This window comes from Shewanella sp. M16, assembly GCF_018224605.1.
Classification (GTDB): Bacteria; Pseudomonadota; Gammaproteobacteria; order Enterobacterales; family Shewanellaceae; genus Shewanella; species Shewanella oncorhynchi.
In genome coordinates, this window is record NZ_JAGTUL010000001.1 from 99,415 (window position 1) to 125,942 (window position 26,528).

Annotated in this window: 23 protein-coding genes and 9 tRNA genes; 3 read left to right on the forward strand and 29 right to left on the reverse strand. The window is 45.3% G+C overall.

The window, feature by feature from the left end:
- The first annotated feature begins 74 nt into the window (after positions 1–74).
- Positions 75–2,129 carry a putative bifunctional diguanylate cyclase/phosphodiesterase gene (locus KFE26_RS00405; RefSeq protein WP_105251701.1) on the forward strand — a complete coding sequence of 685 codons (2,055 nt, stop codon included), beginning with the start codon at positions 75–77 and terminating at the stop codon, positions 2,127–2,129.
- A 191-nt stretch (positions 2,130–2,320) separates the two neighbouring features.
- Here KFE26_RS00405 and rpsO read toward each other — a convergent pair whose 3' ends face one another.
- The 14 genes from rpsO to rlmE form a co-directional block, all read right to left on the reverse strand.
- A complete protein-coding gene (rpsO, locus tag KFE26_RS00410) occupies positions 2,321–2,590 on the reverse strand; it encodes a 30S ribosomal protein S15 (RefSeq protein ID WP_028761447.1) in 270 nt (89 codons plus the stop codon).
- Positions 2,591–2,738: 148 nt separating this feature from the next.
- Positions 2,739–3,704: a tRNA pseudouridine(55) synthase TruB gene (gene truB / locus KFE26_RS00415; RefSeq protein ID WP_028761448.1), complete on the reverse strand. Its 966-nt coding sequence runs from the start codon at positions 3,702–3,704 to the stop codon at positions 2,739–2,741.
- Positions 3,704–4,162, reverse strand: a complete 459-nt coding sequence (gene rbfA / locus KFE26_RS00420) for a 30S ribosome-binding factor RbfA (protein WP_105251700.1) — start codon at positions 4,160–4,162, stop codon at positions 3,704–3,706. The genes truB and rbfA overlap by 1 nt, the downstream gene beginning before the upstream one ends.
- 57 nt (positions 4,163–4,219) lie before the next feature.
- On the reverse strand, positions 4,220–6,862 hold the full coding sequence (gene infB, locus KFE26_RS00425; protein ID WP_105251699.1) for a translation initiation factor IF-2: 2,643 nt from the start codon (positions 6,860–6,862) through the stop codon (positions 4,220–4,222).
- A gap of 25 nt (positions 6,863–6,887) precedes the next feature.
- Positions 6,888–8,387, reverse strand: a complete 1,500-nt coding sequence (gene nusA / locus KFE26_RS00430; RefSeq protein WP_028761452.1) for a transcription termination factor NusA — start codon at positions 8,385–8,387, stop codon at positions 6,888–6,890.
- Positions 8,388–8,416: 29 nt separating this feature from the next.
- Entirely contained in the window at positions 8,417–8,872 is a 456-nt protein-coding gene (gene rimP, locus KFE26_RS00435; RefSeq protein ID WP_006082718.1) for a ribosome maturation factor RimP, read from the reverse strand.
- A 173-nt stretch (positions 8,873–9,045) separates the two neighbouring features.
- A tRNA-Met gene (locus KFE26_RS00440) sits at positions 9,046–9,122 on the reverse strand.
- A gap of 82 nt (positions 9,123–9,204) precedes the next feature.
- Positions 9,205–9,291, reverse strand: a tRNA-Leu gene (locus tag KFE26_RS00445).
- Between the two features lie 11 nt (positions 9,292–9,302).
- Complete coding sequence (gene secG / locus KFE26_RS00450) at positions 9,303–9,638, reverse strand: preprotein translocase subunit SecG (RefSeq protein WP_028761453.1); 336 nt, start codon at positions 9,636–9,638, stop codon at positions 9,303–9,305.
- A 1-nt stretch (position 9,639) separates the two neighbouring features.
- On the reverse strand, positions 9,640–10,422 hold the full coding sequence (gene tpiA, locus KFE26_RS00455) for a triose-phosphate isomerase (RefSeq protein ID WP_006082720.1): 783 nt from the start codon (positions 10,420–10,422) through the stop codon (positions 9,640–9,642).
- 194 nt (positions 10,423–10,616) lie between these two features.
- Positions 10,617–11,954 (reverse strand): phosphoglucosamine mutase, encoded by a 1,338-nt coding sequence (gene glmM / locus KFE26_RS00460; protein ID WP_028761454.1) that lies wholly within the window; start codon positions 11,952–11,954, stop codon positions 10,617–10,619.
- Positions 11,955–12,034: 80 nt separating this feature from the next.
- A complete protein-coding gene (folP, locus tag KFE26_RS00465) occupies positions 12,035–12,868 on the reverse strand; it encodes a dihydropteroate synthase (RefSeq protein WP_212599328.1) in 834 nt (277 codons plus the stop codon).
- A 212-nt stretch (positions 12,869–13,080) separates the two neighbouring features.
- Positions 13,081–15,051 (reverse strand): ATP-dependent zinc metalloprotease FtsH, encoded by a 1,971-nt coding sequence (gene ftsH / locus KFE26_RS00470; protein WP_168822810.1) that lies wholly within the window; start codon positions 15,049–15,051, stop codon positions 13,081–13,083.
- Between the two features lie 29 nt (positions 15,052–15,080).
- A complete protein-coding gene (gene rlmE, locus KFE26_RS00475) occupies positions 15,081–15,710 on the reverse strand; it encodes a 23S rRNA (uridine(2552)-2'-O)-methyltransferase RlmE (RefSeq protein ID WP_006082724.1) in 630 nt (209 codons plus the stop codon).
- A 90-nt stretch (positions 15,711–15,800) separates the two neighbouring features.
- On the opposite strand from rlmE, the gene yhbY reads away from it, so the two are divergent.
- On the forward strand, positions 15,801–16,100 hold the full coding sequence (yhbY, locus tag KFE26_RS00480; RefSeq protein ID WP_006082725.1) for a ribosome assembly RNA-binding protein YhbY: 300 nt from the start codon (positions 15,801–15,803) through the stop codon (positions 16,098–16,100).
- 89 nt (positions 16,101–16,189) lie between these two features.
- Here the strand turns inward: yhbY and secF are convergent, their stop codons facing one another.
- The 7 genes from secF to KFE26_RS00515 all read right to left on the reverse strand — a co-directional run bounded on the left by secF (position 16,190) and on the right by KFE26_RS00515 (position 22,927).
- On the reverse strand, positions 16,190–17,092 hold the full coding sequence (gene secF / locus KFE26_RS00485) for a protein translocase subunit SecF (RefSeq protein ID WP_028761458.1): 903 nt from the start codon (positions 17,090–17,092) through the stop codon (positions 16,190–16,192).
- 2 nt (positions 17,093–17,094) lie between these two features.
- A complete protein-coding gene (secD, locus tag KFE26_RS00490; protein WP_105251696.1) occupies positions 17,095–18,909 on the reverse strand; it encodes a protein translocase subunit SecD in 1,815 nt (604 codons plus the stop codon).
- 226 nt (positions 18,910–19,135) lie between these two features.
- The gene (locus KFE26_RS00495) at positions 19,136–19,750 is read right to left on the reverse strand and encodes a hypothetical protein (RefSeq protein ID WP_212599329.1); all 615 of its coding nucleotides are present in this window, start codon (positions 19,748–19,750) and stop codon (positions 19,136–19,138) included.
- Between the two features lie 398 nt (positions 19,751–20,148).
- Positions 20,149–20,625, reverse strand: coding sequence for a transcription elongation factor GreA (greA, locus tag KFE26_RS00500; RefSeq protein WP_028761461.1), 477 nt, complete (start codon positions 20,623–20,625; stop codon positions 20,149–20,151).
- A 301-nt stretch (positions 20,626–20,926) separates the two neighbouring features.
- On the reverse strand, positions 20,927–21,745 hold the full coding sequence (locus KFE26_RS00505) for a DUF4198 domain-containing protein (protein WP_212599330.1): 819 nt from the start codon (positions 21,743–21,745) through the stop codon (positions 20,927–20,929).
- 55 nt (positions 21,746–21,800) lie between these two features.
- Positions 21,801–22,313, reverse strand: coding sequence for a DUF2271 domain-containing protein (locus KFE26_RS00510; RefSeq protein WP_105251693.1), 513 nt, complete (start codon positions 22,311–22,313; stop codon positions 21,801–21,803).
- A 17-nt stretch (positions 22,314–22,330) separates the two neighbouring features.
- Positions 22,331–22,927 (reverse strand): PepSY-associated TM helix domain-containing protein, encoded by a 597-nt coding sequence (locus KFE26_RS00515; RefSeq protein WP_212599331.1) that lies wholly within the window; start codon positions 22,925–22,927, stop codon positions 22,331–22,333.
- A gap of 470 nt (positions 22,928–23,397) precedes the next feature.
- Between KFE26_RS00515 and KFE26_RS00520 the strand changes: the two genes are divergently transcribed.
- Entirely contained in the window at positions 23,398–24,114 is a 717-nt protein-coding gene (locus tag KFE26_RS00520; protein WP_212599416.1) for a hypothetical protein, read from the forward strand.
- A 206-nt stretch (positions 24,115–24,320) separates the two neighbouring features.
- Here the strand turns inward: KFE26_RS00520 and KFE26_RS00525 are convergent.
- The 8 genes from KFE26_RS00525 to ychF form a co-directional block, all read right to left on the reverse strand.
- Positions 24,321–24,395 (reverse strand) — tRNA-Gln (locus tag KFE26_RS00525).
- Positions 24,396–24,435: 40 nt separating this feature from the next.
- Positions 24,436–24,520, reverse strand: a tRNA-Leu gene (locus tag KFE26_RS00530).
- A gap of 75 nt (positions 24,521–24,595) precedes the next feature.
- Positions 24,596–24,672, reverse strand: a tRNA-Met gene (locus KFE26_RS00535).
- Between the two features lie 2 nt (positions 24,673–24,674).
- Positions 24,675–24,749: transfer RNA gene (locus tag KFE26_RS00540), tRNA-Gln, on the reverse strand.
- 24 nt (positions 24,750–24,773) lie between these two features.
- A tRNA-Gln gene (locus KFE26_RS00545) sits at positions 24,774–24,848 on the reverse strand.
- A gap of 60 nt (positions 24,849–24,908) precedes the next feature.
- Positions 24,909–24,993 (reverse strand) — tRNA-Leu (locus tag KFE26_RS00550).
- Between the two features lie 94 nt (positions 24,994–25,087).
- A tRNA-Met gene (locus tag KFE26_RS00555) sits at positions 25,088–25,164 on the reverse strand.
- Positions 25,165–25,372: 208 nt separating this feature from the next.
- Positions 25,373–26,464 carry a redox-regulated ATPase YchF gene (gene ychF / locus KFE26_RS00560; RefSeq protein ID WP_212599332.1) on the reverse strand — a complete coding sequence of 364 codons (1,092 nt, stop codon included), beginning with the start codon at positions 26,462–26,464 and terminating at the stop codon, positions 25,373–25,375.
- Between the last annotated feature and the right edge of the window lie 64 nt (positions 26,465–26,528).

The following is a 26,528-nucleotide window of genomic DNA, read 5'->3' on the forward strand; positions in this document are numbered from 1 at the left end:
AACAAAGAGTTGCGGTTTATATTGATACGGAAAATCTCGCCGATGGTGAATAATTATCATGAAGGATGCGCCCGATGACAGGCCGTTTTAAGTCACTGACGTGGAAACAAACTAACCTAGTCGTATTTACTGCCCTATTTTTTGCCATTGCCATTTTTATTGTTGAAATCGCTTTAGTCGTCGTATCAACCAAACAACAACTCACGACCACTCAGCAAGAACTCCTTGATTCAGTTGAACAACCTGCAGCAAATGCCGTATGGGCATTAGATGATAATTTAGCCCGTCAAACTTTAGAGGGTGCCATCAAAGTCGAACATGTTGGCTCGGCGGTGATTGAGCTGGACGATGGCTCAATGTTTGTTTCTGTCAGTAATAATAAGCAGAATAACTCACAGACTTTTATCAGTTTAAGTAATAAATTATTTGATGATCTCAAAGAAATTTCTCGCCCTTTGTATAGGCCTTTTTATTTTGAAGGTACCCAACAACAGCAACTCATTGGTACATTAACGGTTTTCTACGATACCCAAGAACTAACAAACACCCTCTTCTCGCAGTTAAGATTTAGTTTTTTTGCCACTCTCGCTCGTGCACTCTTACTCACCTTAGTGCTGTCAGTGGTATTCCATCGCTTCCTGACTCAGCCTATCGCACGCATCAGTGAAGCCATCGATAAGATCGAACCCGACTCTCCGGATGAAAATCTCTTACCTATGTCCAACGCACACAAGGATGATGAACTCGGCTTAGTAACCTCAAAATTCAACCAAATTCTTATTCAATTTAGCCAAACCCAGTCCAAACTGCGCAAAATGGCGACCCGAGATCCGCTAACTGGCTTACCGAACCGCACATTATTGCTTGAAACCATCGCAGTCACTATCCAACGCTCGCGAGTACACAAACGCAGCTTTGCATTGATGTTTATCGACTTAGACCGTTTTAAGAATATCAACGATTCCCTTGGCCACGCATTAGGAGATCAATTCCTCGCTCGTATCGCCCGCATTCTCGAACGATTCGTTGGTGATAAAGGCACAGTTTCCCGCTTAGGTGGCGATGAATTCGTTATTCTGGCCGATACAGTTCACACCCCAGACCAAGCGGCAGATTTTGTAGATAAGCTACTGATCCAGCTCAATGTCCCGATTCAATTAAATGAACATGCAATTCATCCTGCGGCATCGATTGGGATTTCTATTTATCCCGAAGACGGTAACAGCGCTGAAGATTTGATCCGTCACGCTGACATTGCCATGTACAGCGCGAAAGCTGCAGGCTCGAATCAATGGGCCTTCTTCAAACAACAGATGACTGAGCGAGCAGCAGTTCGTTTACGCACTGAAGCATCTTTACATGATGCGTTAAAAAACAATGAATTTTTGCTGTATTTCCAACCGAAACTTGATCTGCAAACAGGCAAAGTCATCGCCTGTGAAGCCTTGATCCGTTGGCAAAAAGACGGACGACTCATCAGCCCCATTTCCTTTATTCCCGTCGCGGAAGAGACCGGTATCATCATTCCTATAGGTCGTTGGGTGATAGAGCAAAGCTGTAAAGTACTTAGGGAATGGCAGAAAAAATATAACTATGCCATCCCAATTGCAATTAATGTTGCCTCACAGCAATTTGCCGATGCTAGTTTAGTTCCCGATATCAAACAGATGGCATTACGCTATCAAATCCAACCTGAGTTGCTGGAAATTGAAATCACTGAAACCTCGTTGATGAACGACATTGAACTCGCTATCGCTAAGCTTGAACAATTGAAATCAGCCGGATTTGGTATTGCAGTCGATGACTTTGGCACAGGGTATTCTTCACTCTCTTACCTGCGCCATTTGCCTATCACTACCATGAAAATCGATCGTTGTTTCGTTTCTGATCTACCAGGGGATAGCGCAATTGCATCGACCATTTTAATGTTGGGAAAGCAGCTTAATTTGACCATTGTGGCCGAAGGTATTGAAAACGAGCAGCAATTGGATTGGTTGAAAGAAAATCAGTGCCAAGTCGGCCAAGGTTTCTATTTTAGTCAGCCTCTACCCCAAGCAGAATTTGAAGCGCTGTATATAGCAACACAAACAGCAACAATAAGCAGTCTTGATGGTTTACGTGGGGCTTAGGATACTTACATTGGCACTTAAGTTTCGATTCGATGCTTAATCACATCAAGCTCAGCGTAACAGACCTAAACATTAGACTGATTTTGGCTGTAACTTCTGTATATCTCTCGTTTGCACAATCAATATTCTGTTAAATTTTAGGCAATAAAAAAGGAGGCTAAGCCTCCTTTTTCACGTTAGTCGACGCGAAATTAACGACGTAGACCTAACTTTTGGATCAGAGCAGTGTAACGTGCTAAATCAGTACGTTTCAGGTAAGCAGTTAACTTACGACGTGAGCTAACCATACGTAACAGACCACGACGTGAGTGGTGATCATGAATGTGCTCTTTGAAGTGATCTTGCAAATGGTTGATTTGCGCAGTTAACAAAGCAACTTGAACTTCAGTTGAACCAGTATCGTTTTCACAACGGCCAAAATCAGCCAAAATTTTTGCTTTTGCTTCAGGACTTAGTGACATGTATATCTCCAAATAAATAATATGAATCTCTAGCCGATCACTAACTCAGCCAGAGGGCGCGCTATTTTACCCATAAACCCACCCTAGCGCAATAAAAGGCGGGGACTAATGCATCAACTAATTTAATCATTTGTCGATGGATAGCGGGCTAATGCGTTTCTGCAGGTTCGTCATGGATAACAATGAGTCGTTTCGGCGCTAATAAGCCATCTTCGTTCATTGTGCCAATCCCCACAAATCGGCGAATGTCACCTAAAGTGATACGTACCAACTCATCGGTTTTCAATTCTGCATTAACCGGTACACGAACCGCTTGACCTTGCATTAAGTAAGGAGCTATCGCATCCGGCACATTCACCTCTGGAAAATCGGCCACGGCCGTGTCCATAGGCAATAACAGAGGGTCGAGTAATACGCTCGGATCTATCTGTTGTTCATGTGCTTGAGCAACTAGCGCTTCAAGTTGTTCTAAAGTGACCATTCTGGCATAGGGATACTGTGCAACTTGGGTGCGGCGCAGCATAATCACATGGGCGCCACAACCGAGCATCTCACCGAGATCGTCTATGATAGTGCGAATATAAGTGCCCTTAGAGCAATGAATGTCTAAGGTCAGCTCATCGCCTTCAAGACCGATGAAATTTAGCTCAAATACCGTAATAGGGCGAGATTCACGCGGCACTTCTATACCTTCACGGGCATATTTATACAGGGGCTGACCCTGATATTTCAGCGCGGAATACATAGAAGGCACTTGCTGAGTTTCACCACGGAAGAAATCAAGCGCGGTTAATAACTGCGCCTCGGTAAAATCAATGGCGCGGGTTTGCACCACTTCACCATCGGAATCACTGGTATCTGTCCGTTCGCCAAGCTTTGCCGTGACTAAATAGCGTTTATCGGCATCCAATAGATGCTGAGAAAACTTAGTCCCTTCGCCTAAGCATACAGGTAACATACCTGTCGCTAACGGATCGAGTGCGCCCGTATGCCCAGCTTTATTCGCATTAAAAAAGCGCTTTACCCTTTGCAATGCAAAGTTAGAACTCATGCCAGTGGATTTATCCAGCAGCACTATCCCATCGATAAAACGACCTTTTGGACGACGAGCCATTAATCTTTACCTTCCGTTTCATCTGCGTCATCAGCAATATCATCACCTAAGACTTCATCTTCAACCGATGCGTCTTCGCTGCCAAATTGCTGTTGCTTCGCTTTGTCTTGGTTGATCACTTGGCTAACTAAGTTAGACATGCGCATACCTTCAACTAGCGAGCTATCGTAGATAAAACGCAGTTCAGGCATGACACGCAGCTTCATACGACCCGCCACTAAAGTGCGGATATAAGGAGCTGCGCTGATCAAAGCGTTTAGCTTTTCTTGAACGACAGCTTTGTCTTCTTCAAAAAAAGTCACAAACACTTTGGCATAGCTGAGATCGCGAGAGACGTCGACGTCATTCACAGTCACAAAGCCAATACGAGGATCTTTCATGTCGCGCTGTAGCACTTGAGCAAGTTCTTGCTGAAGCTGCTGAGCGATTCGACGAGTACGACTGAATTCTTTTGCCATAATATTTCTTACCATAGCTTAAATTGATAAGGGCGGCTAAAGCCGCCCTTATTATCGTTACAGAGTACGAGCAATCTCGACGGTTTCGAATACTTCGATTTGGTCGCCTACGCGAACATCGTTGTAGTTCTTAACGCCAATACCACATTCCATACCATTGCGAACTTCAGCAACGTCGTCTTTGAAGCGACGTAGCGATTCGAGTTCACCTTCGTAGATAACAACGTTATCACGTAGTACGCGAATTGGCGCGCTACGCTTGATGGTACCTTCGGTCACCATACAGCCAGCAATTGCACCCAGCTTAGGTGACTTGAACACATCACGAACTTCAGCCAGACCGATAATTTGTTGTTTGAACACAGGAGACAGCATACCTGTCATCGCTGCACGCACTTCATCAATCAAATTATAGATAACGCTGTAGTAACGTAAATCAACACTTTCACTTTCGATAGTCTTACGGGCTTGTGCATCGGCACGTACGTTAAAGCCAACCATGATAGCGTTAGAGGCAGCCGCTAAGGTTGCATCCGTTTCAGTCAGTGCACCCACACCGCGAGCGATGATGTTCACTTTCACTTCGTCGGTAGACAAACCTGTTAACGAATCAGTAATCGCTTCGAGTGAACCTTGTACGTCTGCTTTAAGAACGATGTTCAGTTCTTTCACTTCGCCGTCTGTCATGTTCGCAAACATGTTTTCTAGCTTAGATTTTTGCTGACGTGCCAGTTTCACATCACGGAACTTACCTTGACGATACAGGGCAACTTCGCGAGCTTTACGTTCGTCACGTACGACTGTTGCTTCATCACCTGCAGACGGAACGCCTGACAGACCTAGAATTTCAACAGGAATAGATGGACCCGCTTCAGTGATTGAACGACCGTTTTCGTCTTTCATTGCACGAATTTTACCGTACTCAAGACCACACAGAACGATATCACCTTGGCGCAGCGTACCTTCTTGAACCAGAATCGTAGCCACAGGGCCGCGACCTTTGTCCAATTGTGATTCAATGACCACACCGGCAGCCATACCATCACGTACCGCTTTCAGTTCGAGAACTTCAGCTTGCAGTAAGATACCTTCTAACAGTTCGTCAACGCCTTCACCTGTCTTAGCTGAAACGAAGGCAAACATGTTGTCTCCACCCCAATCTTCAGACATAACACCGTGTTGTGACAATTCGCTCTTAACGCGATCGATATCCGCTTCCGGTTTATCCATCTTGTTCACAGCCACGATTAATGGCACGTTACCAGCTTTAGCATGTTGAATAGCTTCGATTGTTTGCGGCATTACACCGTCATCGGCAGCAACAACTAGCACAACAATATCCGTTGCCTTGGCACCGCGGGCACGCATTGCGGTAAACGCGGCGTGACCAGGAGTATCAAGGAAAGTAATCATGCCATTTTCAGTTTCAACATGGTATGCACCGATATGCTGAGTAATACCACCGGCTTCGCCAGCAGCCACTTTAGCGCGGCGAATGTAGTCGAGTAACGAAGTCTTACCGTGGTCAACGTGACCCATGATAGTCACAACTGGTGCACGAGATTCTAGCTTGATGCCATCTTCATCATCACGGTCTTGTAGCACTTGGTGCTCAAGCTCGTTTTCACGGATAAGCACAACTTTATGACCCATTTCTTCAGCAACTAGCTGGGCAGTCTCTTGATCTAACACTTGGTTGATCGTGACCATAGAACCCATTTTCATCATCTGTTTGATGATTTCAGTCGCTTTCACTGCCATTAAATGCGCAAGTTCAGAAACAGTAACAGTTTCACCGATACGCACATCACGGCTCACTGCTGCCACAGGCTTATTGAAGCCATGCGCCATAGACTCAGGTGCAGTACTGCGGTTACGCATGTGTTTTTCACGGCCGTCACGGGCATCTTTGCCGCCACGTTTTTTCGCGTTGCTCTTGTTACGAGCACGACGTCCGCGTTTTTCTTCATCCAGATCAGAAGTATCTTCAGCAGCACGAGCTACTTTAGATGTCGTGATGTGATGATCACCGTTTTTCTCGGCTTCTAAACGTTGGCGCTCTTCTTCGGCCCAGCGCTTAGAATGTTCTTCAGCGAGTAAGCGAGCAGTTTCTGCCGCTTTAGCCGCTTCTTCGTCTTGCTTACGTTTGGTTGCCGCTTCTTGCGCCGCTTTCAAACGTTCAGCTTCTAGACGAGCCGCTTCTGCTTCTGGTGACATATCTTTAACCACTTTCACTTCGGCTGCTGCTTTAGCTTTCGCCTTGGCTTCTGCTTCCACTTTTGCCTTAGCATCTGCTTCAGCTTTCACTTTTGCTGCCGCAGCAGCTTCTGCTTCGGCCTTTGCTTTTGCCAAAGCTTCTGCTTCGGCTTTCGCTTCTTCTTCAGCCTTCAGAGTAGCCTCATTAGCATCACGCTTAACGAAAGTTCGTGTTTTACGAACTTCAACTTTAACATCTTTAGATTGACCACCATTACCGGCCACACTTAGGGTCGATACGGTTTTACGCTGCAGCGTCATTTTCGTTGGCGCATTTTCGCCACCGTGCTGCTTTTTCAGATAATCCAGTAACTGCTGCTTTTCAGCTTCAGTCACTTTATCAGCTTGGCCTTTCTTAATTCCAGCCTGAGAGAATTGCTCAATCAGACGTTCAACACTTTTACCCACTTCCGTGGCCAATTTCTCTACGGTAGTATCTGCCATCAGTTAAATCCCCCTGTTGATCGACTTATGCTTCTTCGCCAAACCAACAGATATTGCGGGCTGCCATGATGAGCTCACCTGCTTTTTCTTCTGTCAATTCTTCAATTTCGATCAAATCATCAATGCCTTGTTCAGCCAAGTCTTCTAGAGTCACAATACCTTTGCTAGCGAAAACATAGGCTAAGTGTCTTTCAACACCTTCAAGTGCTAGCAACTCTTCACTTGGCTCCACACCATCCAGTGCTTCTTCAGTAGCGAGAGCTCGAGTTGAGATCGCCGCTTTTGCACGTTCACGTAAAGCTTCGACGAGATCTTCGTCAAAACCGTCAATCGCCAATAGTTCAGACACAGGCACATAGGCAACTTCTTCGAGCGACGTAAAGCCCTCATCTGCCAGTACTTGTGCAAAATCTTCATCGACATCCAGTGAGTTAACAAATAAATCAACCACCTTGGCACTTTCTGCCTGATGTTTCTTATTCATATCTTCCACTGTCATAACGTTCAGAACCCAACCAGTCAGTTGTGTTGCTAAACGTACGTTCTGGCCATTACGTCCAATGGCTTGTGCCAAACTATCGGCTTCAACAGCGATATCCATAGAATGGTTATCTTCGTCGACTATGATAGAGGCAACATCGGCTGGCGCCATGGCATTGATCACGTATTGTGCTGGATTATCATCCCACAACACGATATCAACACGTTCGCCACCCAGTTCATTCGAAACGGCTTGTACACGCGCACCCCGCATACCCACACACGCACCGATAGGATCGATACGGCGATCATTCGACTTAACGGCGATCTTAGCGCGAGCGCCTGGATCACGAGCAGCGCCCATGATTTCAATCAGTTCGTCAGCAATTTCAGGCACTTCAACACGGAAAAGCTCGATCAGCATTTCAGGTTTAGTACGGCTTAAGAATAACTGTGCACCACGAGCTTCTGGACGTACTGAGTACAATAATGCACGCACACGGTCACCAGGACGGAAAGATTCGCGTGAAATTAAGTCTTCACGGAACAATACGCCGTCAGCGTTATTACCTAAGTCAACCACTACGCTCTCGCGAGTCGCTTTTTTGACCACACCAGTGATTAACTCACCTTCTTGATCTTGGAACTGCTCAACTACTTGCGCACGTTCAGCTTCACGTACTTTCTGTACGATCACTTGCTTAGCGGTTTGAGTGGTAATACGGTCAAACACCACTGACTCGATATCGTCTTCGATAAACTCACCAGGCTGGATGTCCGGATTTTCGTAACGTGCCGCTTCTAACGTGATTTCACGATAAGGGTTTTCTAACGCTTCACCGTGATCATCAACTACCATCCAACGACGGAAAGTATCATAACCACCGGTTTTACGATCGATAGCAACACGAACGTCAATATCACCTTCGTACTTTTTCTTGGTTGCTGTGGCCAGAGCAATCTCTAGCGCTTCAAAAATTTTCTCGCGTGGAACGGCCTTTTCATTTGAAACCGCCTCAGCGACTAGCAGAATCTCTTTATTCATCTCGTCTTGCCTCGTTCACCTTGAAACCATCAAAACTTAGCGATTAAGTTGCCTTTGCGGATATTATCCAATGCGACAACTAACTCTTTACCATTCACTTTCAGCGAGAGCATTTGCCCGTCGACCGCAGTGATGGCGCCTTTTAAATTACGACTGCCGTCAACCGGCATAGTCAATTGAAGCTTTACATCCTCGCCTACATAGCCCGCGTACTGCTCAGCAGTAAATAAGGGTCTATCTACGCCTGGCGAAGAAACCTCTAGGGTATATTCTGTAGAAATAGGATCTTCAACATCGAGTACAGCACTGACTTGGCGACTTGCATTGGCACAATCTTCAATATTGATACCATTCTCACCATCAATGAACACTCGCAGTGTGGAATGCTTACCCGCTTGAACATATTCAATGCCCCACAGCTGAAAGCCTAATGCTTCCACAGGTACTTTGAGCATTTCTGCCAGTCTGAATTCTAACGTTGCCAAGATTGACCCCCGAAAAAACAAAAAAGGGCTTAATAGCCCTAGTACAACGCCACATACGAAGCATGCGACAAATTTAAAAGTCCCAGATAACAAAAAACCCCGTAATCACGAGGTCATTAATTTCAAGAACCTGTAAACCATAACGAATTTAAACACTATTCGTTACTAGGAGCTGGTTGCGGGGGCCGGATTTGAACCGACGACCTTCGGGTTATGAGCCCGACGAGCTACCATGCTGCTCCACCCCGCGTCAACTGTGTGCAAGTATATTGACTATCGTCATTTCTTGCAATAACTAAGAGAGAACTTATCTCGTCTATCTTAGTTATATTTGGTGCCGAGAGCGGGACTTGAACCCGCACGACCGTTAGGTCACAGCCACCTCAAGGCTGCGCGTCTACCAATTTCGCCACCTCGGCGACACCTTTTACTAGTCAGGAATTTTCGTTTCTGACTTTTGGGTTCCTTGCTCAACAGGTTGGGTAACCTGTTCAGTGTCTGAACCTAAATCTTTCCATGAATCTTCATTTTTTGCGTGGTTTGCACTTAAGTTACCAATAAGCAGACTTAAAGTGAAAAACGCAATGGCAAGAATCGCCGTACTACGTGTCAGGAAGTTACCTGAACCGCTTGAACCAAAAAGAGTACCTGATGCACCGGCGCCAAAAGAGGCCCCCATGTCAGCTCCCTTACCTTGCTGAATTAATACTAAGCCGATTAGACCTAATGCAACCAACAAGTAAATAACTACTAGAACTTCATACATATTATGCGCTCATCGCTATGGTACACAGACTTAAAAACTCGCTAGAGTTTAAGCTAGCACCGCCAATCAGTCCACCATCAACATCAGGTTGGGCAAATAAATCTGCAGCATTACTCGGTGTCACACTACCACCGTAGAGAATCCTGATATTTTCTCCGATAAACGGAGACACTTCAGAGAGGCGTTTGCGAATAAACGCATGAACTTCTTGTGCCTGCTCTGGTGTAGCACTTTTACCTGTTCCTACAGCCCAAAGCGGCTCGTAGGCGATAATAGCGTTATCAAAAGCCATAGTGCCATTTTTCTGGATCACTATATCCAACTCTTCAGCAATCACCTCAAAGGTGCGTCTTGCTTCACGTGCTGGACCTGACTCACCCACACATAAAATTGGAGTTAAGCCATGCTTTTGTGCAGCGGCGAATTTCTCCGCTACGATATTACTCGTCTCTCCGTACATACGGCGACGTTCTGAATGCCCGATAATTACATATCGACATCCTGAATCTTTGAGCATCTGACCTGAAACTTCTCCGGTATAAGCGCCAAAGTCATGTTGACTTAGGTTTTGTGCGCCCATCCTAACAAGTGAACCGTCTAACGCTTCCTTGTTTGCTTCTAGCAGTTGCCTAACGCTCTCTAGATAGATAGAAGGCGGGCATAAAACCACTTCAGCTGAATCATTTTGGAGCTTAGAGGCAAATTTTTTGAACAACTCTTGTGCTAATGCCGCACTGCCGTTCATCTTCCAATTGCCAGCTACCATAGGACGTCTGAGTGCCATCACTGTCTCCTCTGAAAGCGGCGTGAATAATAGCGAACCACTTATTAAGTTACAATAGCTAAATTCGAATTTTTTCAGATATCAGGTTGGAATGCTTATTTTTTACACGCCAAAGCTGTTTTCTGTTCATTTGTGCAGCTAACACCTTAATTTTAAATTGGTATCAGCCGCACTCATTACAAAATTAGCAAATATTAGCTTGCCGATTTTACCGCATCCGCAATCAAATTTGCGTGCGCCAATACTGCACTATGATCGTCACCTTCAACCATGACACGGATCAAAGGTTCAGTACCTGACTTACGTAATAATACTCGGCCACGCACGCCCAGTTGAGATTCAACCTGTGCCTGCGCCGCTTTAACTTTATCTGACTTAAGAGGGTCGTGCTCGCCTTCAAAGCGCACATTGACTAACACCTGCGGCAACATTTCCATCGCAGAAGTCAGTTCTTCTAGCGTGGCATTCTGACGACGCATAGCCGCTAACACTAAAATCCCCGCAACAATGCCATCACCAGTTGTGCCGTGATCAAGATTGAGGATATGCCCTGAATTTTCACCGCCGATGCGCCAATCGAGTTCTTTAAGTAGTTCCATCACATAACGGTCGCCCACTTTCGAACGCGCAAAGGGGATGTCTAATGCTTGCAAGGCGAGATCAAGCCCAAGATTTGACATTAACGTACCAACTACACCACCGCGTAATACGCCACGGGATTTCGCATCACAGGCCAGAATATATAAAATTTGATCGCCGTCGATCACTTCGCCTTTGCTGTTGACCATCATAATACGGTCACCGTCACCGTCGAGTGCGATGCCTAAATCGGCACTTTCGGCTAGAACGGTTTCACAAATTTTGCCCATGGACGTCGCGCCCACTTTATCATTGATGTTCATCCCGTTGGGTTTATCACCAATGGCAATCACCTCGGCGCCTAACTCACGAAACACTGCTGGCGCTATGTGATAAGTTGCGCCATGGGCACAATCAACCACAATTTTTAGCCCAGTTAACGTGTGTTCTGCAGGAAAATTACCTTTGCAATACTCAATATAACGGCCACGGGCATCTTCAATACGCGATACCTTCCCCAATAGATGAGATTCAACACAAACGAGGGGCTTTTCAAGCTCGGCTTCAATTTCTAGCTCTAGGTTATCGTCTAACTTACTGCCGTCGGTGGAGAAAAACTTAATACCATTATCGTAATACGGATTGTGTGACGCGCTGATCACCACCCCAGCTTCGGCGCGAAACGTGCGCGTCAAATAGGCTACTGCTGGCGTTGGCATAGGTCCCATTAACATCACATTAAGGCCTGCAGCAGAAAGGCCTGCTTCTAATGCTGACTCAAACATATAGCCCGAAATACGGGTATCTTTACCTATAATCACCTTTTTGGTACCACTGCGGGATAACACGCGCCCCGCCGCCCAACCTAACTTAAGCGCGAGCTCAGGCGTCATTTGACCTGAACCGACTTTTCCCCGAATACCGTCAGTTCCAAAAAATTTACGTTCTTTCATATCGCTCCACAAACTCAAATGTGTCCCAATGATTTGGGATCATAATATTAATTAAATGCTTAACGAGAGCATAACGATGCTTAAAAATACGCTTGTGTCGCTTGTAACACCTTGAGCATATCCACAGTTTCAGTAACATCATGCACACGAATGATATGAGCGCCCTTTTGGGCCGCTATCATAGCGCCAGCAAGGCTCCCAGCAAGACGTTCTGAGGTCGGTTTTGCTAAGAGGTTTCCTATCATGCTCTTACGAGACAATCCTATCAATATCGGTAAATCAAACAGGGCAAAACAGTCGAGCTTCGCCAGTAATTCATAGTTATGTTCTAAGCTTTTACCAAAACCAAATCCCGGATCGAGTATTAATAATTCACGGGGGATCCCTGCTCGCAAGCAAGCTTCAATCCGCTCAGTTAAAAAGACAGAAACTTCTTCAATAACATTATGGTAAGTCGGTGCAAATTGCATACTTTTGGGTTCACCTTGCATATGCATTAAGCATATGGGGACTTGTAACTCTGCAGCAGTTTCAAGCGCACCGGGTTCCATCAGGGCGCGCACATCGTTAATCAAATGTGCGCCCGCAGCAACAGCTTGACGCATGACTTCAGGTTTACTGGTATCGACCGAAATCCACACATCATGGTGCGCCGCAACATATTTCACCAACGGGATCACCCGCGCAAGTTCATCGGCTAAGCTCACCTCGGCGGCGCCAGGTCTTGTCGACTCTCCGCCAATGTCTATCATTCCCGCGCCTTGAGCCACCATGTCATCGGCATGCTGACAGGCAAGCTCATAGGAAGAATATTGACCACCGTCGGAAAAAGAATCGGGAGTAACATTAAGAATCCCCATCACAATGGGTGAAGATAACGCGAGGCGTTTAGTGCCAGCAATCAGTTCAAACACGCATTTACTCCTGTAATACGAACACTTACGATTTTACTCACTGGCATAACTTGCGTCATTAATTTCAAGCCTTCATTTTCTATCCGAAATGACTAACTGTCAGAAGATAAATATCAATGGTGGCCGAGAGTATCAATGACAGCGCAGTCAAATTGCTAACAAGGTAAAACAAGAAAACCCCTTTACGGGGTTTTCTTTGGTTTCACAACACATTACTTAGCTGGAGATTCATCAGGATCTTTCAGTTCTGGCTCAGCAGGTGCAGTCACACTGTCTTCAGCTTTCGCTGCTGGTTCACCATGACCATTGCCTTTATCGTTAGAACCATTGTCATCCACTTGCCAATCGGCAGGCTGACGCACTTCACGACGTTTCATTAAATCGTCAATTTGAAGTGAATCAATGGTTTCATACTTCATTAAAGCTTCTTTCATTGAGTGCAGAATATCGAGGTTATCGGTCAATATCTGTCTCGCTCTAGCGTAGTTTTTGTCGATAAAGACTTTTACTTCAGCATCGATAATGGTTGCAGTTTCATCGGACATCGCTTTAGCTTTACCCATGCTGCGACCTAAGAAGACTTCACCATCTTCTTCTGCATACAGCAATGGACCTAACTTGTCCGAGAAGCCCCACTGAGTCACCATGTTACGCGCAATAGATGTCGCGTATTTGATGTCCTGTGATGCGCCAGTCGACACTTTCTCAGTACCGTAGATAAGCTCTTCTGCTAAACGACCACCGTAGGCGACCGAAATTTGGCTTTCTAACTTACGACGGCTCTGGCTCACTGAGTCAGCTTCAGGTAAGAAGAAAGTGACACCCAGCGCACGGCCGCGAGGAATGATAGTCACCTTGTGCACAGGATCGTGCTCTGGTACTAAACAACCCACAATAGCATGGCCTGCTTCATGGTAAGCGGTCATTTCTTTTTCAGCTTCAGACATCACCATAGAACGGCGCTCAGCACCCATCATGATTTTATCTTTTGCACGCTCAAATTCTTCCATGCCTACAACTCGGCGATTTCCGCGAGCCGCAAACAAGGCAGCTTCGTTCACTAAGTTAGCTAAATCAGCACCCGAGAAACCTGGCGTACCACGGGCAATCACGCTTGCTTTCACATCTTCAGAAAGCGGCACTTTACGCATATGCACTTTCAAAATCTGCTCACGACCACGAACGTCTGGTAAACCAACGACCACTTGACGGTCAAAACGACCCGGACGTAATAACGCAGAATCGAGTACGTCTGGACGGTTAGTTGCCGCGATAACAATAACGCCTTCATTACCTTCGAAGCCATCCATCTCAACCAGCATTTGGTTCAGTGTTTGCTCACGTTCATCATGACCACCACCTAAACCCGCGCCACGTTGACGACCGACCGCATCGATTTCATCGATGAAGATGATACAAGGTGCAGACTTTTTCGCTTGTTCAAACATGTCACGCACACGGGATGCACCGACACCAACGAACATTTCCACGAAATCAGAACCTGAAATAGTGAAGAAAGGGACTTTAGATTCACCCGCAATGGCTTTCGCCAGCAAGGTTTTACCTGTACCTGGAGGACCCACCATCAGTACGCCCGTTGGAATTCGGCCGCCCAATTTTTGGAATTTAGTTGGGTCACGCAGGTAATCAACCAGCTCTTTCACTTCTTCTTTTGCTTCATCACAACCAGCAACATCGGCAAAAGTAGTTTTAATCTGATCTTCGCTCATCAGCTTGGCTTTGCTCTTACCAAAGGACATAGCGCCTTTGCCACCGCCGCCTTGCATCTGGCGCATGAAGAAAATCCATACCCCGATAAGCAATAACATCGGGAACCAAGAGATGAAGATTTGGGTAAGGAACCCTGACTCTTCAGCTTCTTGGCCCTTCATAGTGATGCCTTTACGATCAAGATCATTAATTAAATCTTGGTCATATAACGGCATGATAGTAGTGAATTTTTCACCAGTTCGTTTAGCACCTTCAATAGTTCGTTGGTCGCTCTTAACTTCAACAGTTGCGACCTGTCCATCACGGACATTATCTAAGAAGGTAGAATAATCCATCTTCTGCGATGACGAAGAAGAGGGGGAGTAACCCTGAAACACTGACATCAGCACAACGGCGATGACAACCCAGAGTATTAGATTTTTTGCCATGTCACTCAAATTACTAGACCTCATTAAGTCTTGCGATTATTAACGCTAGGTTACTACAACTTGTACCCAGTCGCCACAAGATAGACTTCGCGGGAACGAGCCCGTGAAGAGTCTGGTTTACGTGTTTTAACGACTTTAAACACTGCTTTTACCGCTTTCATGTATTCGTCAAAGCCCTCCCCCTGAAAGACTTTTACCGCAAAACAGCCATTAGGAGCCAATACTTGATGGCACATATCTAACGCCAATTCCACTAAATACATGGCACGGGGCTGATCAACACTATCTGAACCACTCATGTTGGGTGCCATATCAGACAACACAACGTCAACTTTAGCATCACCGACGCGAGTAAGTAATGCTTGAAGGACTTTATCTTCACGAAAATCCCCTTGCAAAAAATCGACGCCGACGATGGGATCCATAGGCAAAATGTCACAGGCGATGACTTTACCTCTATCTCCCGCTAATTTAACTGCCACTTGAGACCAACCTCCAGGAGCTGCACCGAGATCAACCACAGTCATGCCTGGGCGAATTAGTTGATCCTTTTGCTGGATCTCCTCAAGCTTAAACGCAGCGCGAGATCGCAAGCCCATTTTTTGGGCGAGTTTGACATAGTGATCATCAAAGTGTTCTAGCATCCAGCGATTAGAACTGGCCGTACGTTTTATACCTGACATTTAAAATCCGCAACAATTGAGAGTTACACAAAGGCTATATAAGGGTAGAATAGCCGTTTTTCAACAGTAACTCAGCAAAAGTTGGTAGAAATGAACTTAACAACCAAACAAAAACAGCATTTAAAAGGTCTAGCGCATCCGCTAAAGCCAGTGGTGCTGCTTGGTGCCAATGGATTGACTGAAGGTGTACTCGCTGAAATTGAAAGCGCACTCGCTTATCATGAACTGATTAAAGTGAAAGTAGCCTCTGCCGACAGAGAGCTAAAAAATGCCATCGTTGATGCCATAGTACGTGAAACTCAATCCGCAAAAGTGCAACTTATTGGTCATATTCTGGTGATTTATCGTCAATCACCAGAAATGAAAATTGCTTTGCCAAAGGCAAAGTAATTTTTCTTGATTTTATCGTGTTAACAAAAAGGCCATTCAATCGAGTGGCCTTTTTGTTTTCGCTGTTAATTTAAGCGATTAGCATAGCCCTAAGGTGTTTCAGAAATCACTTGTTCCTTATAATGCTCAGGCGTTAAGCCTAATAACTCAGGCAATGAGGTACCAACTGAAATCGAAGAGAATGTGCCGGTTAATATACCGATAAACATTGCAATCGAAAATCCTTCCAGCGGCCCACCGCCCATGATCCACAGCGCACCGACCGTCATTAAGGTTGTTCCTGAGGTCACCATAGTGCGAGAAAACGTCGCCACAATTGCTTGGTTGTTAATGTCTTGAATAGCAAGCTTTGGCTTAGCAATCAATAATTCACGAATACGGTCAGCGATAATGATCGAATCGTTTAAGGAATAACCTAAAATCGCCAGCACAGCCGCAAGTATCGTTAAATTAAACTCCATCTGAGTCAAGGCGAAAAATGCCAACACGAACACTACGTCATGCACTAAGGCGAATAGGGCACCCGATGCGAGTCGCCATTCGAAGCGGTAACTTAAATAACCTAATATCGCCAGCATAGCGACTAACAGCGCCAAACCGCCCTGCTCTGCCAATTCTTGACCAATCTGCGGCCCGACAACACTGCTGTTAAGCACTTGCACTTCAGAGTTAAGCGGCGCTAATACCTGCTGAATATCGATATTACCTTGCTCTGTATCGGCACTCTTTATATCGGAATAGCGCAACACCCAACGTCCCGGCTCACTGGCGGAAACTACACTCACTTCTTGCTGATAAGCGGCGTTGAGTAAAGGTTGCAATTCACTGCTGGTAATTTTTCTATCGATCTGCACTTCGGTGACGACACCGCCAGTAAAATCTAAGCCCCAGTTAAAACCTTTCACGCCGATGATGGTTAATGACACTAGCATCAACAAAATAGAGATAGCACTCGAAACATAACGCCATTTAGTTAGATTGATATTTTTCATGATTATACCTTCACATGACGGCTAGCATCACGCCCATAAACTAAGTTGATCAAAGCCCTTGAAGCAAAGATACCGGTAAACATGCTGGTCAATAGACCTAGACCTAAGGTCAAGGCAAAACCTTGAATTGGACCATTACCTATGGAGTAAAGCACCACTGCAGTGATCATAGTGGTGAAGTTGGCGTCAAAAATAGTAGAAAACGCGCTATCAAACCCCGTATCAATTGCCAGCGCAAAACTGCGACCTTCCTTTAACTTGTCTTTTATTCGCTCGAAAATCAGTACGTTGGTATCAACCGCCATACCGACTGTTAACACCAAACCCGCAATACCAGGTAAGGTCAACACAGCGCCAGGGATAAGCGCCAGTAAACCAAACAGGATCACCATATTGGAGATCAGCGCTATATTCGCCACCCAACCGAGACGGCGATACCAAAGTGCCATAAACAGCAAGGTAATCCCCATCCCTAAGCCAAGGGCCGCAAAACCGTTTTCAATGTTTTCAGCACCCAGCGTCGGGCCAATAGTGCGCTCTTCAACAATAGTCACTGGCGCCGTCATAGAGCCAGCTCGCAGTAACAGAGCTAATTGTTGTGCTTCTTGATAGGAGCCTGCACCCGTAATGCGAAAACGATCTCCAAGTTGGGATTGAATAGTAGCGACACTGATAATCTCTTGTGTCTGCTTTGCCTTACCTTGCTCATCACGGCTGTATTCGCTGTAAGACGTCGCCATAGGTTTGCCGATATTGGTACGGGAAAACTCAGACATTTTCTGCCCGCCCACACGGTCAAGGTTAATGTTCACCTCCGCCATGCCCATCTCGCCTAAACTCGCCCTCGCATCGACAATATGATCGCCACCCAGCACTGGTGTGCGGCTCACATAAATAGGCTTACCAGACTTGTCATTGAGTACCATAGCATTAACGGAGCCAGACTCTTTAACCTCGAAGAAGGCCAAACTCGCCGTAGCACCGATAACATTTTTGGCGGCGGCAGGATCTTGGACTCCAGGCAATTCAATCCGAATTCGATGCTCCCCTTGACGCTGCACTAAAGCTTCAGTGATACCGAGTTCTTCAATACGGCTGCGCATCACTTGTAAGTTTTGCTGCACTGTCAAATTACGCAGTTTCGTTTGCTCTTCTTGGCTCAACTTAATCAGTAAACCCGCGCCATCTGCATTGGATAGCTGCCAATTAGGATAGGACTCTTTCATCATTTGACGCACGGCAGCACGGGCATCATTATCGGGCAATGTCATGTTTAACTGATGACTTTGGTCCAAATGCACGCTGGCACCACGAATTTTCTGCTCACGGATGAATTGACGTAGCGAATCAACAAGCGTCTCGGCCTGAGTTTGATAAACAGGATCAATATCAACATCGAGTAAGAACTGTACGCCACCGCGCAAGTCGAGCCCGAGTTTAATCGGCTGAAAGCCTAAGTTTTGTAACCAACTTGGCGCCGCACTGGCAAGGGATAAAGTCAATTCTTTTGGCTCTGCGACCATAGAAGAGACTAAAGTTTTGACTAAGGTTTGTTGGTTATCCGCATCGAGGACAATTAAGGTTTCACCATTTTTTTGGTCGATACGTTTTACCGTCACGCCTTCAGCTTGTAGCTTATCTCGAAGGGCAATAGGTGTGAGCGTTAACCCCGCCTTCGCGCCCACCTGCACCGCAGCATCCTCACCGTAAAATGTCGGCAACGCACTGAATAGCATCACGATAATAGTGACGATAAGCACTAAGTATTTCCAAGCTGAATAGTGATTTAGCAGCCGTTGATTGGGTTTTCTTTCCATGGGATTAACTCGCTATTTAACGCTCAGCATTTGAATAAAATCGCTAAGCGAACATATTGATATCAGTCCGAAACACATGATTGAGTACCAGCGGCTAAGCTCGTAAGGCTCAAATCATCACTGCTTACTTAAGCAGCTATAAAAAGTTTCGGAGAGTACAAAAAGGCAACAGCATGAAAAATCGATAAGAGTAGGCTCCTATCAACGTCATGCCTAAATAGGCGAGCTAAGCGGCTTGTTGGCTAAATCGATATTGAAGATTTGAGACTTTCCAACCCGAAATTCGGGCGGGGGAAGATACAGCAGAAAGCGTCCAATCTGATGTGATATCAAGATCGGTGGGTTCAACAACATTGGATGTCGGTTCGGCAGTAAAATCTACAGCGAGTACATATACTGGCTTGACCTCACGCACATCGTGCTGGGCAAGACTGATAAAACGCGGCGAATTTATCGGGGCAAAATCTAAATCATCTGAATGACTTACATAGTCAGAACTCGGACAAGGTGCTGGCTGTGATTCTGAGTCTGCACTGACTAGATCGGTATCATGACTATTCGGTGAGCCGCAGCTTTCAACGGTTTGCGCATCAGACTGTGCATTAGATTGGGCGATAACATCGGCATTGGGCAAGCTTTGAGGCTCAGCGCTTAGTTTTGTATGGGGAGTCGAGCTATCAAGACTCACAGTATGCATCTGAGCCGTTTGTTTCAGAGCAGTGTGTTTCTGACCCATATGCATCTGAACATAATGGCGAGTTGCATCACTGCGCTGTACTGAGGGTTTTGGCGCATAGCTAGCCGAGTGCGCAATCAACATGATCGCCACGCAAACTAACATCAATCCTGTACGCCAATGTTTGACCAAAGCGTGCCCTCTTATAAAACATTATCAAACTAAACATGAACCTATTCACTGTTCGCTTTTGATGCTTAACTGTGGGTCCATAAAGTGAAACTCGCGCAAAAAAACAACATACACATTTCGCCAATGTTGATTTTGCTAGGATGGCAGCTTAGGTAAAAACCTACAAAGAGACAAATTAAACTTTGTCCATCTTACCCCGAATTCAACGCTGAAGCGCGGTCGATATCCTTGGCTAAAGCCCTAAATTCGAGCCCTAAATTCAAGCCGTAAACAAACTTAATTCGCGAATAACAAAAAACCGCCCTAGGACGGTTTTAGCGATATCGCATGAGTCACGCTCACGACACTATAAGTAAAGTATTATAAGCAGATTATAAATACTGTACTGAGATGATTTCGTAATCTGTCATACCACCTGGCGTAGTAATAGACACTTCATCACCTTCATTTTTGCCGACTAAACCGCGGGCTATTGGTGAATTCACTGAAATCAGGTTTTCTTTAATATTCGCTTCGTCATCGCCGACTATGCGATAAGTCACTTCAACATCGGTATCGAGATTTAAAATAGTCACAGTGGCGCCAAAAATGATACGACCGTTATTCACCATCTTAGTGACGTCGATAATTTGCGCGTTAGATAACTTCCCCTCAATATCACGGATACGTGCTTCACAAATACCTTGTTCCTCACGAGCCGCATGGTATTCCGCGTTTTCTTTCAAGTCACCTAACTCTCTCGCTGAAGCAATTGCTTCAGTGATTTTAGGGCGACGGTCAAACTTGAGAATATCTAACTCTTTACGCAGCTGCTCTGCACCGACAACTGTCATAGGAACCTTAGTCATAACTTCTTTCGTCTCCTTTAAAACAAAAGCAACCCGTGCCAACGCTAAGGTCAACACAGTCAAATGAGGGTGGAATTGCGCTATTCTAATCGTTATGCGCTTTTGATGCACCAAGAACAATGCATTGACGCAGCTTACCCAACCTTAAGCAGAGTTACCAGTAATCAAATTCAAATCTGTATACCTAAGGAAATTTCGCACACGTTTTAGTACGAAATGAATACAAAAAATGCCCACTCGCCATTTAGACCGTGGGCATTAAGACTCAAAGCAAAAAACCTCAAATTAGAGGTTAACTCATTTATTCAAGCCCAGCCTCAAAGGTCAAAAAGATTTCACTAACCGTTTTATCAGCAAGAGATTTATCTGCATTAGGGCGCTCAATTGCCGCATGTAAGAGATAACGTCCTGCTGAAGGTAAGATCATTGAAACTTTACCGTCTTTATCTGAGGTAAATTCGATTTCCTCTGGTTTGTTACGATATAAGCTACCGTCTTTCATAATGGCGACTTTAACGCCTTCAACGGGCTTACCATCGAAAACAAATTGCAGGGTAGCAGCTTCGTTCTCAACAATATCTGCAGGATGAGTCACAGGCACTAGTTCTAAATATTCCCCCTTAGGCTTTAACACTTCCTCAGTTGGCTTATTACGTGTGACATAGGTTTCAACCCGCGATACATTTAAAGAACTTTCAAGTTCATAGGCTCCCTTTGGCATAGCAGCAGTTGTGGCTTTTTTATCCATACGGCTGCGTACAACCCCTTCTTTTCCTTTAACTTTATACTGAGAAAAATAACGAGGTGAAACTTCTTTTTCAAACTTATAAGTGCCATCTTGCATCAGTTGCACATCAAACACCGACTTACGTCCGCCCGTGTAACTTGAGCTTGGAGACGTTGGTTTTCCATTTGGCTGTAACACACGCACATCACTGGCACTAAAAGGTTTATCCATCATAAACACTTGATTGCTGGCAGACACATCTGAAGTAATCCACACAATTTCTTCACTTTCAGCCGAAACGTTGAAGTGGCTAGGTAAAATCCATCTGTCGTGGCTACTTGCCAATGGGCTAATACAAAGTGTGCCAAGTAATGTAATAAGACGTAATTTCATGCCTTTTCCTTAAGTTTAACGATTAATATACGGGCTAAATATTTAATGGATTGACTCAACGAGCCATGCCGCTTAAGCGTATGTCGATAACGCCAGTTTCTGTCGTGGCGGGCAACTGCACAGAGAAATCTCCTGCAGCTAAATCGATATTTTGTCGTACAAGATCGCGACCACCGTGTTCACGCACCACTTCAATAAATACAGTGTAAGTGGCAGGTTCAAGCACTTTTCCCGCCTCATCTTTTAAATCCCAATCGATTTTGTAATGACCCGCGGGACGTGTCGCAGATGCAATACCGTCAACAAAGCTCATATCTTCGCGTCCGGCTTTACGCCACCAACGACGGATATCTTTCAACCATTTATGGCCTTCATCCCAAACCCAAAGGCTTAAGGTTTTAACCGTTTGCCCCTTGGCATCCTCAACCCATACGGCCACATAAGGTCTGTGATATTGCCCTTCGGTAATTTCAGGCAAGGTTAAATCGACTGTCATTTTAGGCGTCGCAAACGCCACAGAACTGACAAACAAAGCACTCACCGCAATGGTGCGAATAAGATGACGCATACTCGGCCTACACTCCTTTATGGAACAAAATAAACATACACAAGCCCGCAACTACTGCTGACGAGTACCATGTATAACAATGACTTTTTGAGGCGCTTGGTTTGAGGCAGCAACAAATAAGCCCCAGTGAGCGAAAATAAAATGATAAGCACAGCGCTGAGATCGAGTATCCAAGCCCAAGCTGTGCCTGTGTTACGGCCCTTATGCAAATCATTCACTACGGCAACGACACCGTAATCTAAGGTTTCGACATAGGCTTGCCCGTCGAGCAAGTCCAATGTCAGGCTGCGGTAAGTGCCGGGCCCTTTGCTGACTAAACTAATTTCATCTTCATCGATATCGGCACTCGCCATATCCATAGCCCATTCACTTTTCAACCAATGACCCGCAGCCAGACGCCATTGTGAGTCTTGGGCATTAACGGGTAACAAATAGGCAGGGATTGGCACTTGTTCCCGCTTAGGTTCCTGATCAGCTTGAGAAAACCAATTAGGATGATTTAACGTTATACCTGTCACCGCAAAAAACAGCATCAGCAACAATAAAGCCATAGACACATAAACATGAATAATGCGGGCAAAGGACAAAGACGACTTACTGACTCTTAATTTCAATGATGCACTCTCAAAAACAAACCGAAGAGAAATACCTCCAGAGTCTGCTTTCCCTATGCAGCTAAAGATAGAAATGAACTGCATTAAACTAATTTAATGCGCCGAGATTAAATGAGATCGATTATCAAACAGAACAAAGTTTACAAACTTTACATATTCAATACTGAAAAAGAAGTTAAAAAGTAAGAAGAAAAATAAGTGCCAAAAATAAAGCACTTAGGGGTAAATCTGTTTTTAACACTCAAAAACCATTACCTTCGATTAAATTAGCAGCAAATGATTTATTGTATCACCTGTAAATACCTTTCAAATTCAGGAGGATAAAATCCAACATTTGGGCTAATTTTTTTGCTTAAAATTTACTTTACCACCCTCTCGTTTACCTTACGCCAATCAGCTACAATCCGCCGCCGGCGACTTGCTGGTACTTCCAAGGAAATATCATCTTGAGTACATCTCTGCTCAAAAAAATGCGCTGCCTACATATTGTGTGGCTCGCATTAATGCTCAACGCCTGCGTTGCACCACTCTTATTAATGTCACCCCAAGGCCAGCTCATGTGGGCCTTGCTTAAACCCCTTGTCGGTTTAGACCCGAACGATGTCGGATTATTCGAACAACCGCTCATCAAGAACCGTATGCAGGAATTGCTGGGTAAAAATTACGATACCACCCTGTCCCTGCTCAAAACGGCCGACAAGATCCAACAGGAAGGTCCACTCATCTACTTAGTGTCGACTTACACCCCGGTCCCCGAAATGGCCGAAAAAGCGGGTCTAGTTTGGAACTCAGACACCAACCAAATGGCAGTCATGCTGATGAAAGGCGGTGCACCCTTAGTGATTTCTGAGCAATTCAGTAATCAGGCAGAAAAACGGGTCCCAAGTTGGCCGAAGGAATTAGCCGACTATACCGATCCACAGAAGTTACAACAAAAAGCCTTAGAAGCGGGGGCAAATCAAGTACAGCAACAGTTAGCAATACCTGATACAGTCAAAGCCGTTGCAACAGGTGATGCTAAAGCGGCCCAAAGTGCCGTTATTGATAGTGCGGTCACACAGAATGCCGTCATTAAGAATGCTGCAATGCTAATCAATATCACTGAAGCAGCTGCAAAAGTCGCCGTTCCAGTGGCTCCAGCAGAAATAAAATCGCCACCCGTTACTCCTGAAGTCAAAAAGCAATAAAACGGATCACCACAGTGCTAGCTCAAATGGCACTGTGGATTAACTTTGAAAATAACTGAATTGCCACAACCAACGGGAATTATAGAGACAAGGGAAAGGCTGGAAGGGCTAATTGAAGGGAAACTGAAAGCAAAATAACACTAAGCTGAAAAGAGTTAAAAGTCAGAAAGCAAAAAGCCTGTACGAAGACAGGCTTTTTAACTTTTTGGCTGGGGTACAAGGATTCGAACCTTGGGATGCCGAGATCAAAACCCGGTGCCTTACCACTTGGCGATACCCCAATAAACTGTGTTTAATCTTCTATAGAAGATTGCATTTTGATGGTACGGGAAGAGAGACTTGAACTCTCACACCTCGCGGCACCAGAACCTAAATCTGGCGTGTCTACCAATTTCACCATTCCCGCATCAAAATGTACCAAAATTGTCTATTCAACATTTTTGGATTTTTCTCTGATAAATTACTTTAACAGAGTTAAATATGGTAGCAATGGCGGGACTTGAACCTGCGACCCCAGCATTATGAGTGCTGTGCTCTAACCAGCTGAGCTACATTGCCAATGGCTGGGGTACAAGGATTCGAACCTTGGAATGCCGAGATCAAAACCCGGTGCCTTACCACTTGGCGATACCCCAATCAACTTGGAAACTGAGAAAAAATGGCTGGGGTACAAGGATTCGAACCTTGGAATGCCGAGATCAAAACCCGGTGCCTTACCACTTGGCGATACCCCAACTAACTCTGTTTCAAACATCCGCTATCGCCGATGTTTCTAAATTCATATATCTAAAAAATGGTACGGGAAGAGAGACTTGAACTCTCACACCTTGCGGCACCAGAACCTAAATCTGGCGTGTCTACCAATTTCACCATTCCCGCACAGTTTCATGTTTACATCGTGAAGAGATGCTAGCAATCAATGCTAGAGTAAAATCGTGATTCATTTTATATAAGAAATTTATCTTAAATAAAATGGTAGCAATGGCGGGACTTGAACCTGCGACCCCAGCATTATGAGTGCTGTGCTCTAACCAGCTGAGCTACATTGCCACATCGATATTACGCGCCCCTCTCAGCGAGGAACGGGGCGTATTATGCTTATTCGAGGTATCTAGGTCAACAGCTTTTTTTCGCTATTTCCCTTAGGTTAAGCTGTTCGGCTATTACTTCACCAAACTGAGCAACAGATGTGCTAAATAACACCTTGTTGCTCATACTTAGCTTAATTTATCGAGACTTACAGCGTGAATAAGCTTTGTTATACGTTAAACAGGAAATGCATCACATCGCCATCTTTAACAATATAGGTTTTACCTTCCACGCGTAACTTACCGGCTTCTTTCGCGCCAGCTTCACCTTTGTGGGCAATAAAGTCGTCAAATGCCATCACTTGGGCACGGATAAAACCGCGTTCAAAATCGGTATGGATAACGCCTGCCGCTTGCGGAGCACTCGCACCCACTGGCACAGTCCAAGCACGCACTTCTTTCACGCCTGCGGTGAAATAGGTTTGCAGATTCAGTAATTCATAACCTGCGCGGATCACACGATCTAAACCTGGTTCTTCGATACCCAGATCCGCCATGAACTCATCGCGCTCCTCGATTTCCATCTCGGCCAGTTCAGATTCAATCGCCGCACATACTGCAACAACGATAGCGTTTTCAGTCGCAGCAATGGCGCGAACGGCATCTAAGTGCGGGTTATTTTCAAAACCATCTTCCGCAACGTTAGCAATATACATGGTCGGTTTTAAGGTTAAGAAGTTAAGGTAAGCCACCGCTTCCAGCTCTTCTTTCGATAAATCCATAGAACGCAACATTTTAGCTTCGTCTAAAATGGGGCGCATTTTTTCTAATACATCCACTTCAAACTTAGCGTCTTTATCACCACCTTTAGCACGTTTCTGCTGACGCTGAACCGCACGCTCTAAACTGTCTAAGTCAGCTAAGGCTAATTCAGTGTTGATGACTTCGATATCGCCAGCAGGGTCAACCTTGTTAGCAACGTGAACAATGTTGTCATCATCAAAACAACGTACTACATGACCAATAGCATCGGTTTCACGGATGTTAGCGAGGAACTTGTTACCTAAGCCTTCGCCTTTAGATGCGCCAGCCACAAGACCCGCAATATCCACGAATTCCATGGTGGTAGGTAACACACGTTGTGGATTCACAATCGCAGCTAACGCATCCAGACGTGGATCCGGCACAGGTACAACACCAGTGTTAGGTTCAATGGTACAAAACGGGAAGTTAGCCGCTTCGATGCCAGCCTTAGTTAACGCATTAAAAAGCGTTGATTTACCTACGTTAGGAAGACCAACAATGCCGCATTTAAAACCCATATGCTTACCTTTCTCTCGATTATTGGCTGACAAGTCACACTCATCAGCGAGGTTTAGTCGTCCT

Coding starts and splice junctions, on each gene's coding strand:
- KFE26_RS00405 (WP_105251701.1), top strand. CDS start 75: ATGACAGGCCGTTTTAAGTCACTGACGTGGAAACAAACTAACCTAGTC.
- KFE26_RS00505 (WP_212599330.1), bottom strand. CDS start 21,745: ATGAAATTACGTCTTATTACATTACTTGGCACACTTTGTATTAGCCCA.
- infB (WP_105251699.1), bottom strand. CDS start 6,862: ATGGCAGATACTACCGTAGAGAAATTGGCCACGGAAGTGGGTAAAAGT.
- ychF (WP_212599332.1), bottom strand. CDS start 26,464: ATGGGTTTTAAATGCGGCATTGTTGGTCTTCCTAACGTAGGTAAATCA.
- truB (WP_028761448.1), bottom strand. CDS start 3,704: ATGGCTCGTCGTCCAAAAGGTCGTTTTATCGATGGGATAGTGCTGCTG.
- rlmE (WP_006082724.1), bottom strand. CDS start 15,710: ATGTCAGGTATAAAACGTACGGCCAGTTCTAATCGCTGGATGCTAGAA.
- glmM (WP_028761454.1), bottom strand. CDS start 11,954: ATGAAAGAACGTAAATTTTTTGGAACTGACGGTATTCGGGGAAAAGTC.
- KFE26_RS00510 (WP_105251693.1), bottom strand. CDS start 22,313: ATGCGTCATCTTATTCGCACCATTGCGGTGAGTGCTTTGTTTGTCAGT.
- KFE26_RS00520 (WP_212599416.1), top strand. CDS start 23,398: ATGCGCTGCCTACATATTGTGTGGCTCGCATTAATGCTCAACGCCTGC.
- rpsO (WP_028761447.1), bottom strand. CDS start 2,590: ATGTCACTAAGTCCTGAAGCAAAAGCAAAAATTTTGGCTGATTTTGGC.
- secF (WP_028761458.1), bottom strand. CDS start 17,092: ATGAAAAATATCAATCTAACTAAATGGCGTTATGTTTCGAGTGCTATC.
- nusA (WP_028761452.1), bottom strand. CDS start 8,387: ATGAATAAAGAGATTCTGCTAGTCGCTGAGGCGGTTTCAAATGAAAAG.
- secD (WP_105251696.1), bottom strand. CDS start 18,909: ATGGAAAGAAAACCCAATCAACGGCTGCTAAATCACTATTCAGCTTGG.
- secG (WP_028761453.1), bottom strand. CDS start 9,638: ATGTATGAAGTTCTAGTAGTTATTTACTTGTTGGTTGCATTAGGTCTA.
- rbfA (WP_105251700.1), bottom strand. CDS start 4,162: ATGGCAAAAGAATTCAGTCGTACTCGTCGAATCGCTCAGCAGCTTCAG.
- ftsH (WP_168822810.1), bottom strand. CDS start 15,051: ATGAGGTCTAGTAATTTGAGTGACATGGCAAAAAATCTAATACTCTGG.
- tpiA (WP_006082720.1), bottom strand. CDS start 10,422: ATGGCACTCAGACGTCCTATGGTAGCTGGCAATTGGAAGATGAACGGC.
- greA (WP_028761461.1), bottom strand. CDS start 20,625: ATGACTAAGGTTCCTATGACAGTTGTCGGTGCAGAGCAGCTGCGTAAA.
- KFE26_RS00495 (WP_212599329.1), bottom strand. CDS start 19,750: ATGTTAGTTTGCGTGGCGATCATGTTGATTGCGCACTCGGCTAGCTAT.
- yhbY (WP_006082725.1), top strand. CDS start 15,801: ATGAACTTAACAACCAAACAAAAACAGCATTTAAAAGGTCTAGCGCAT.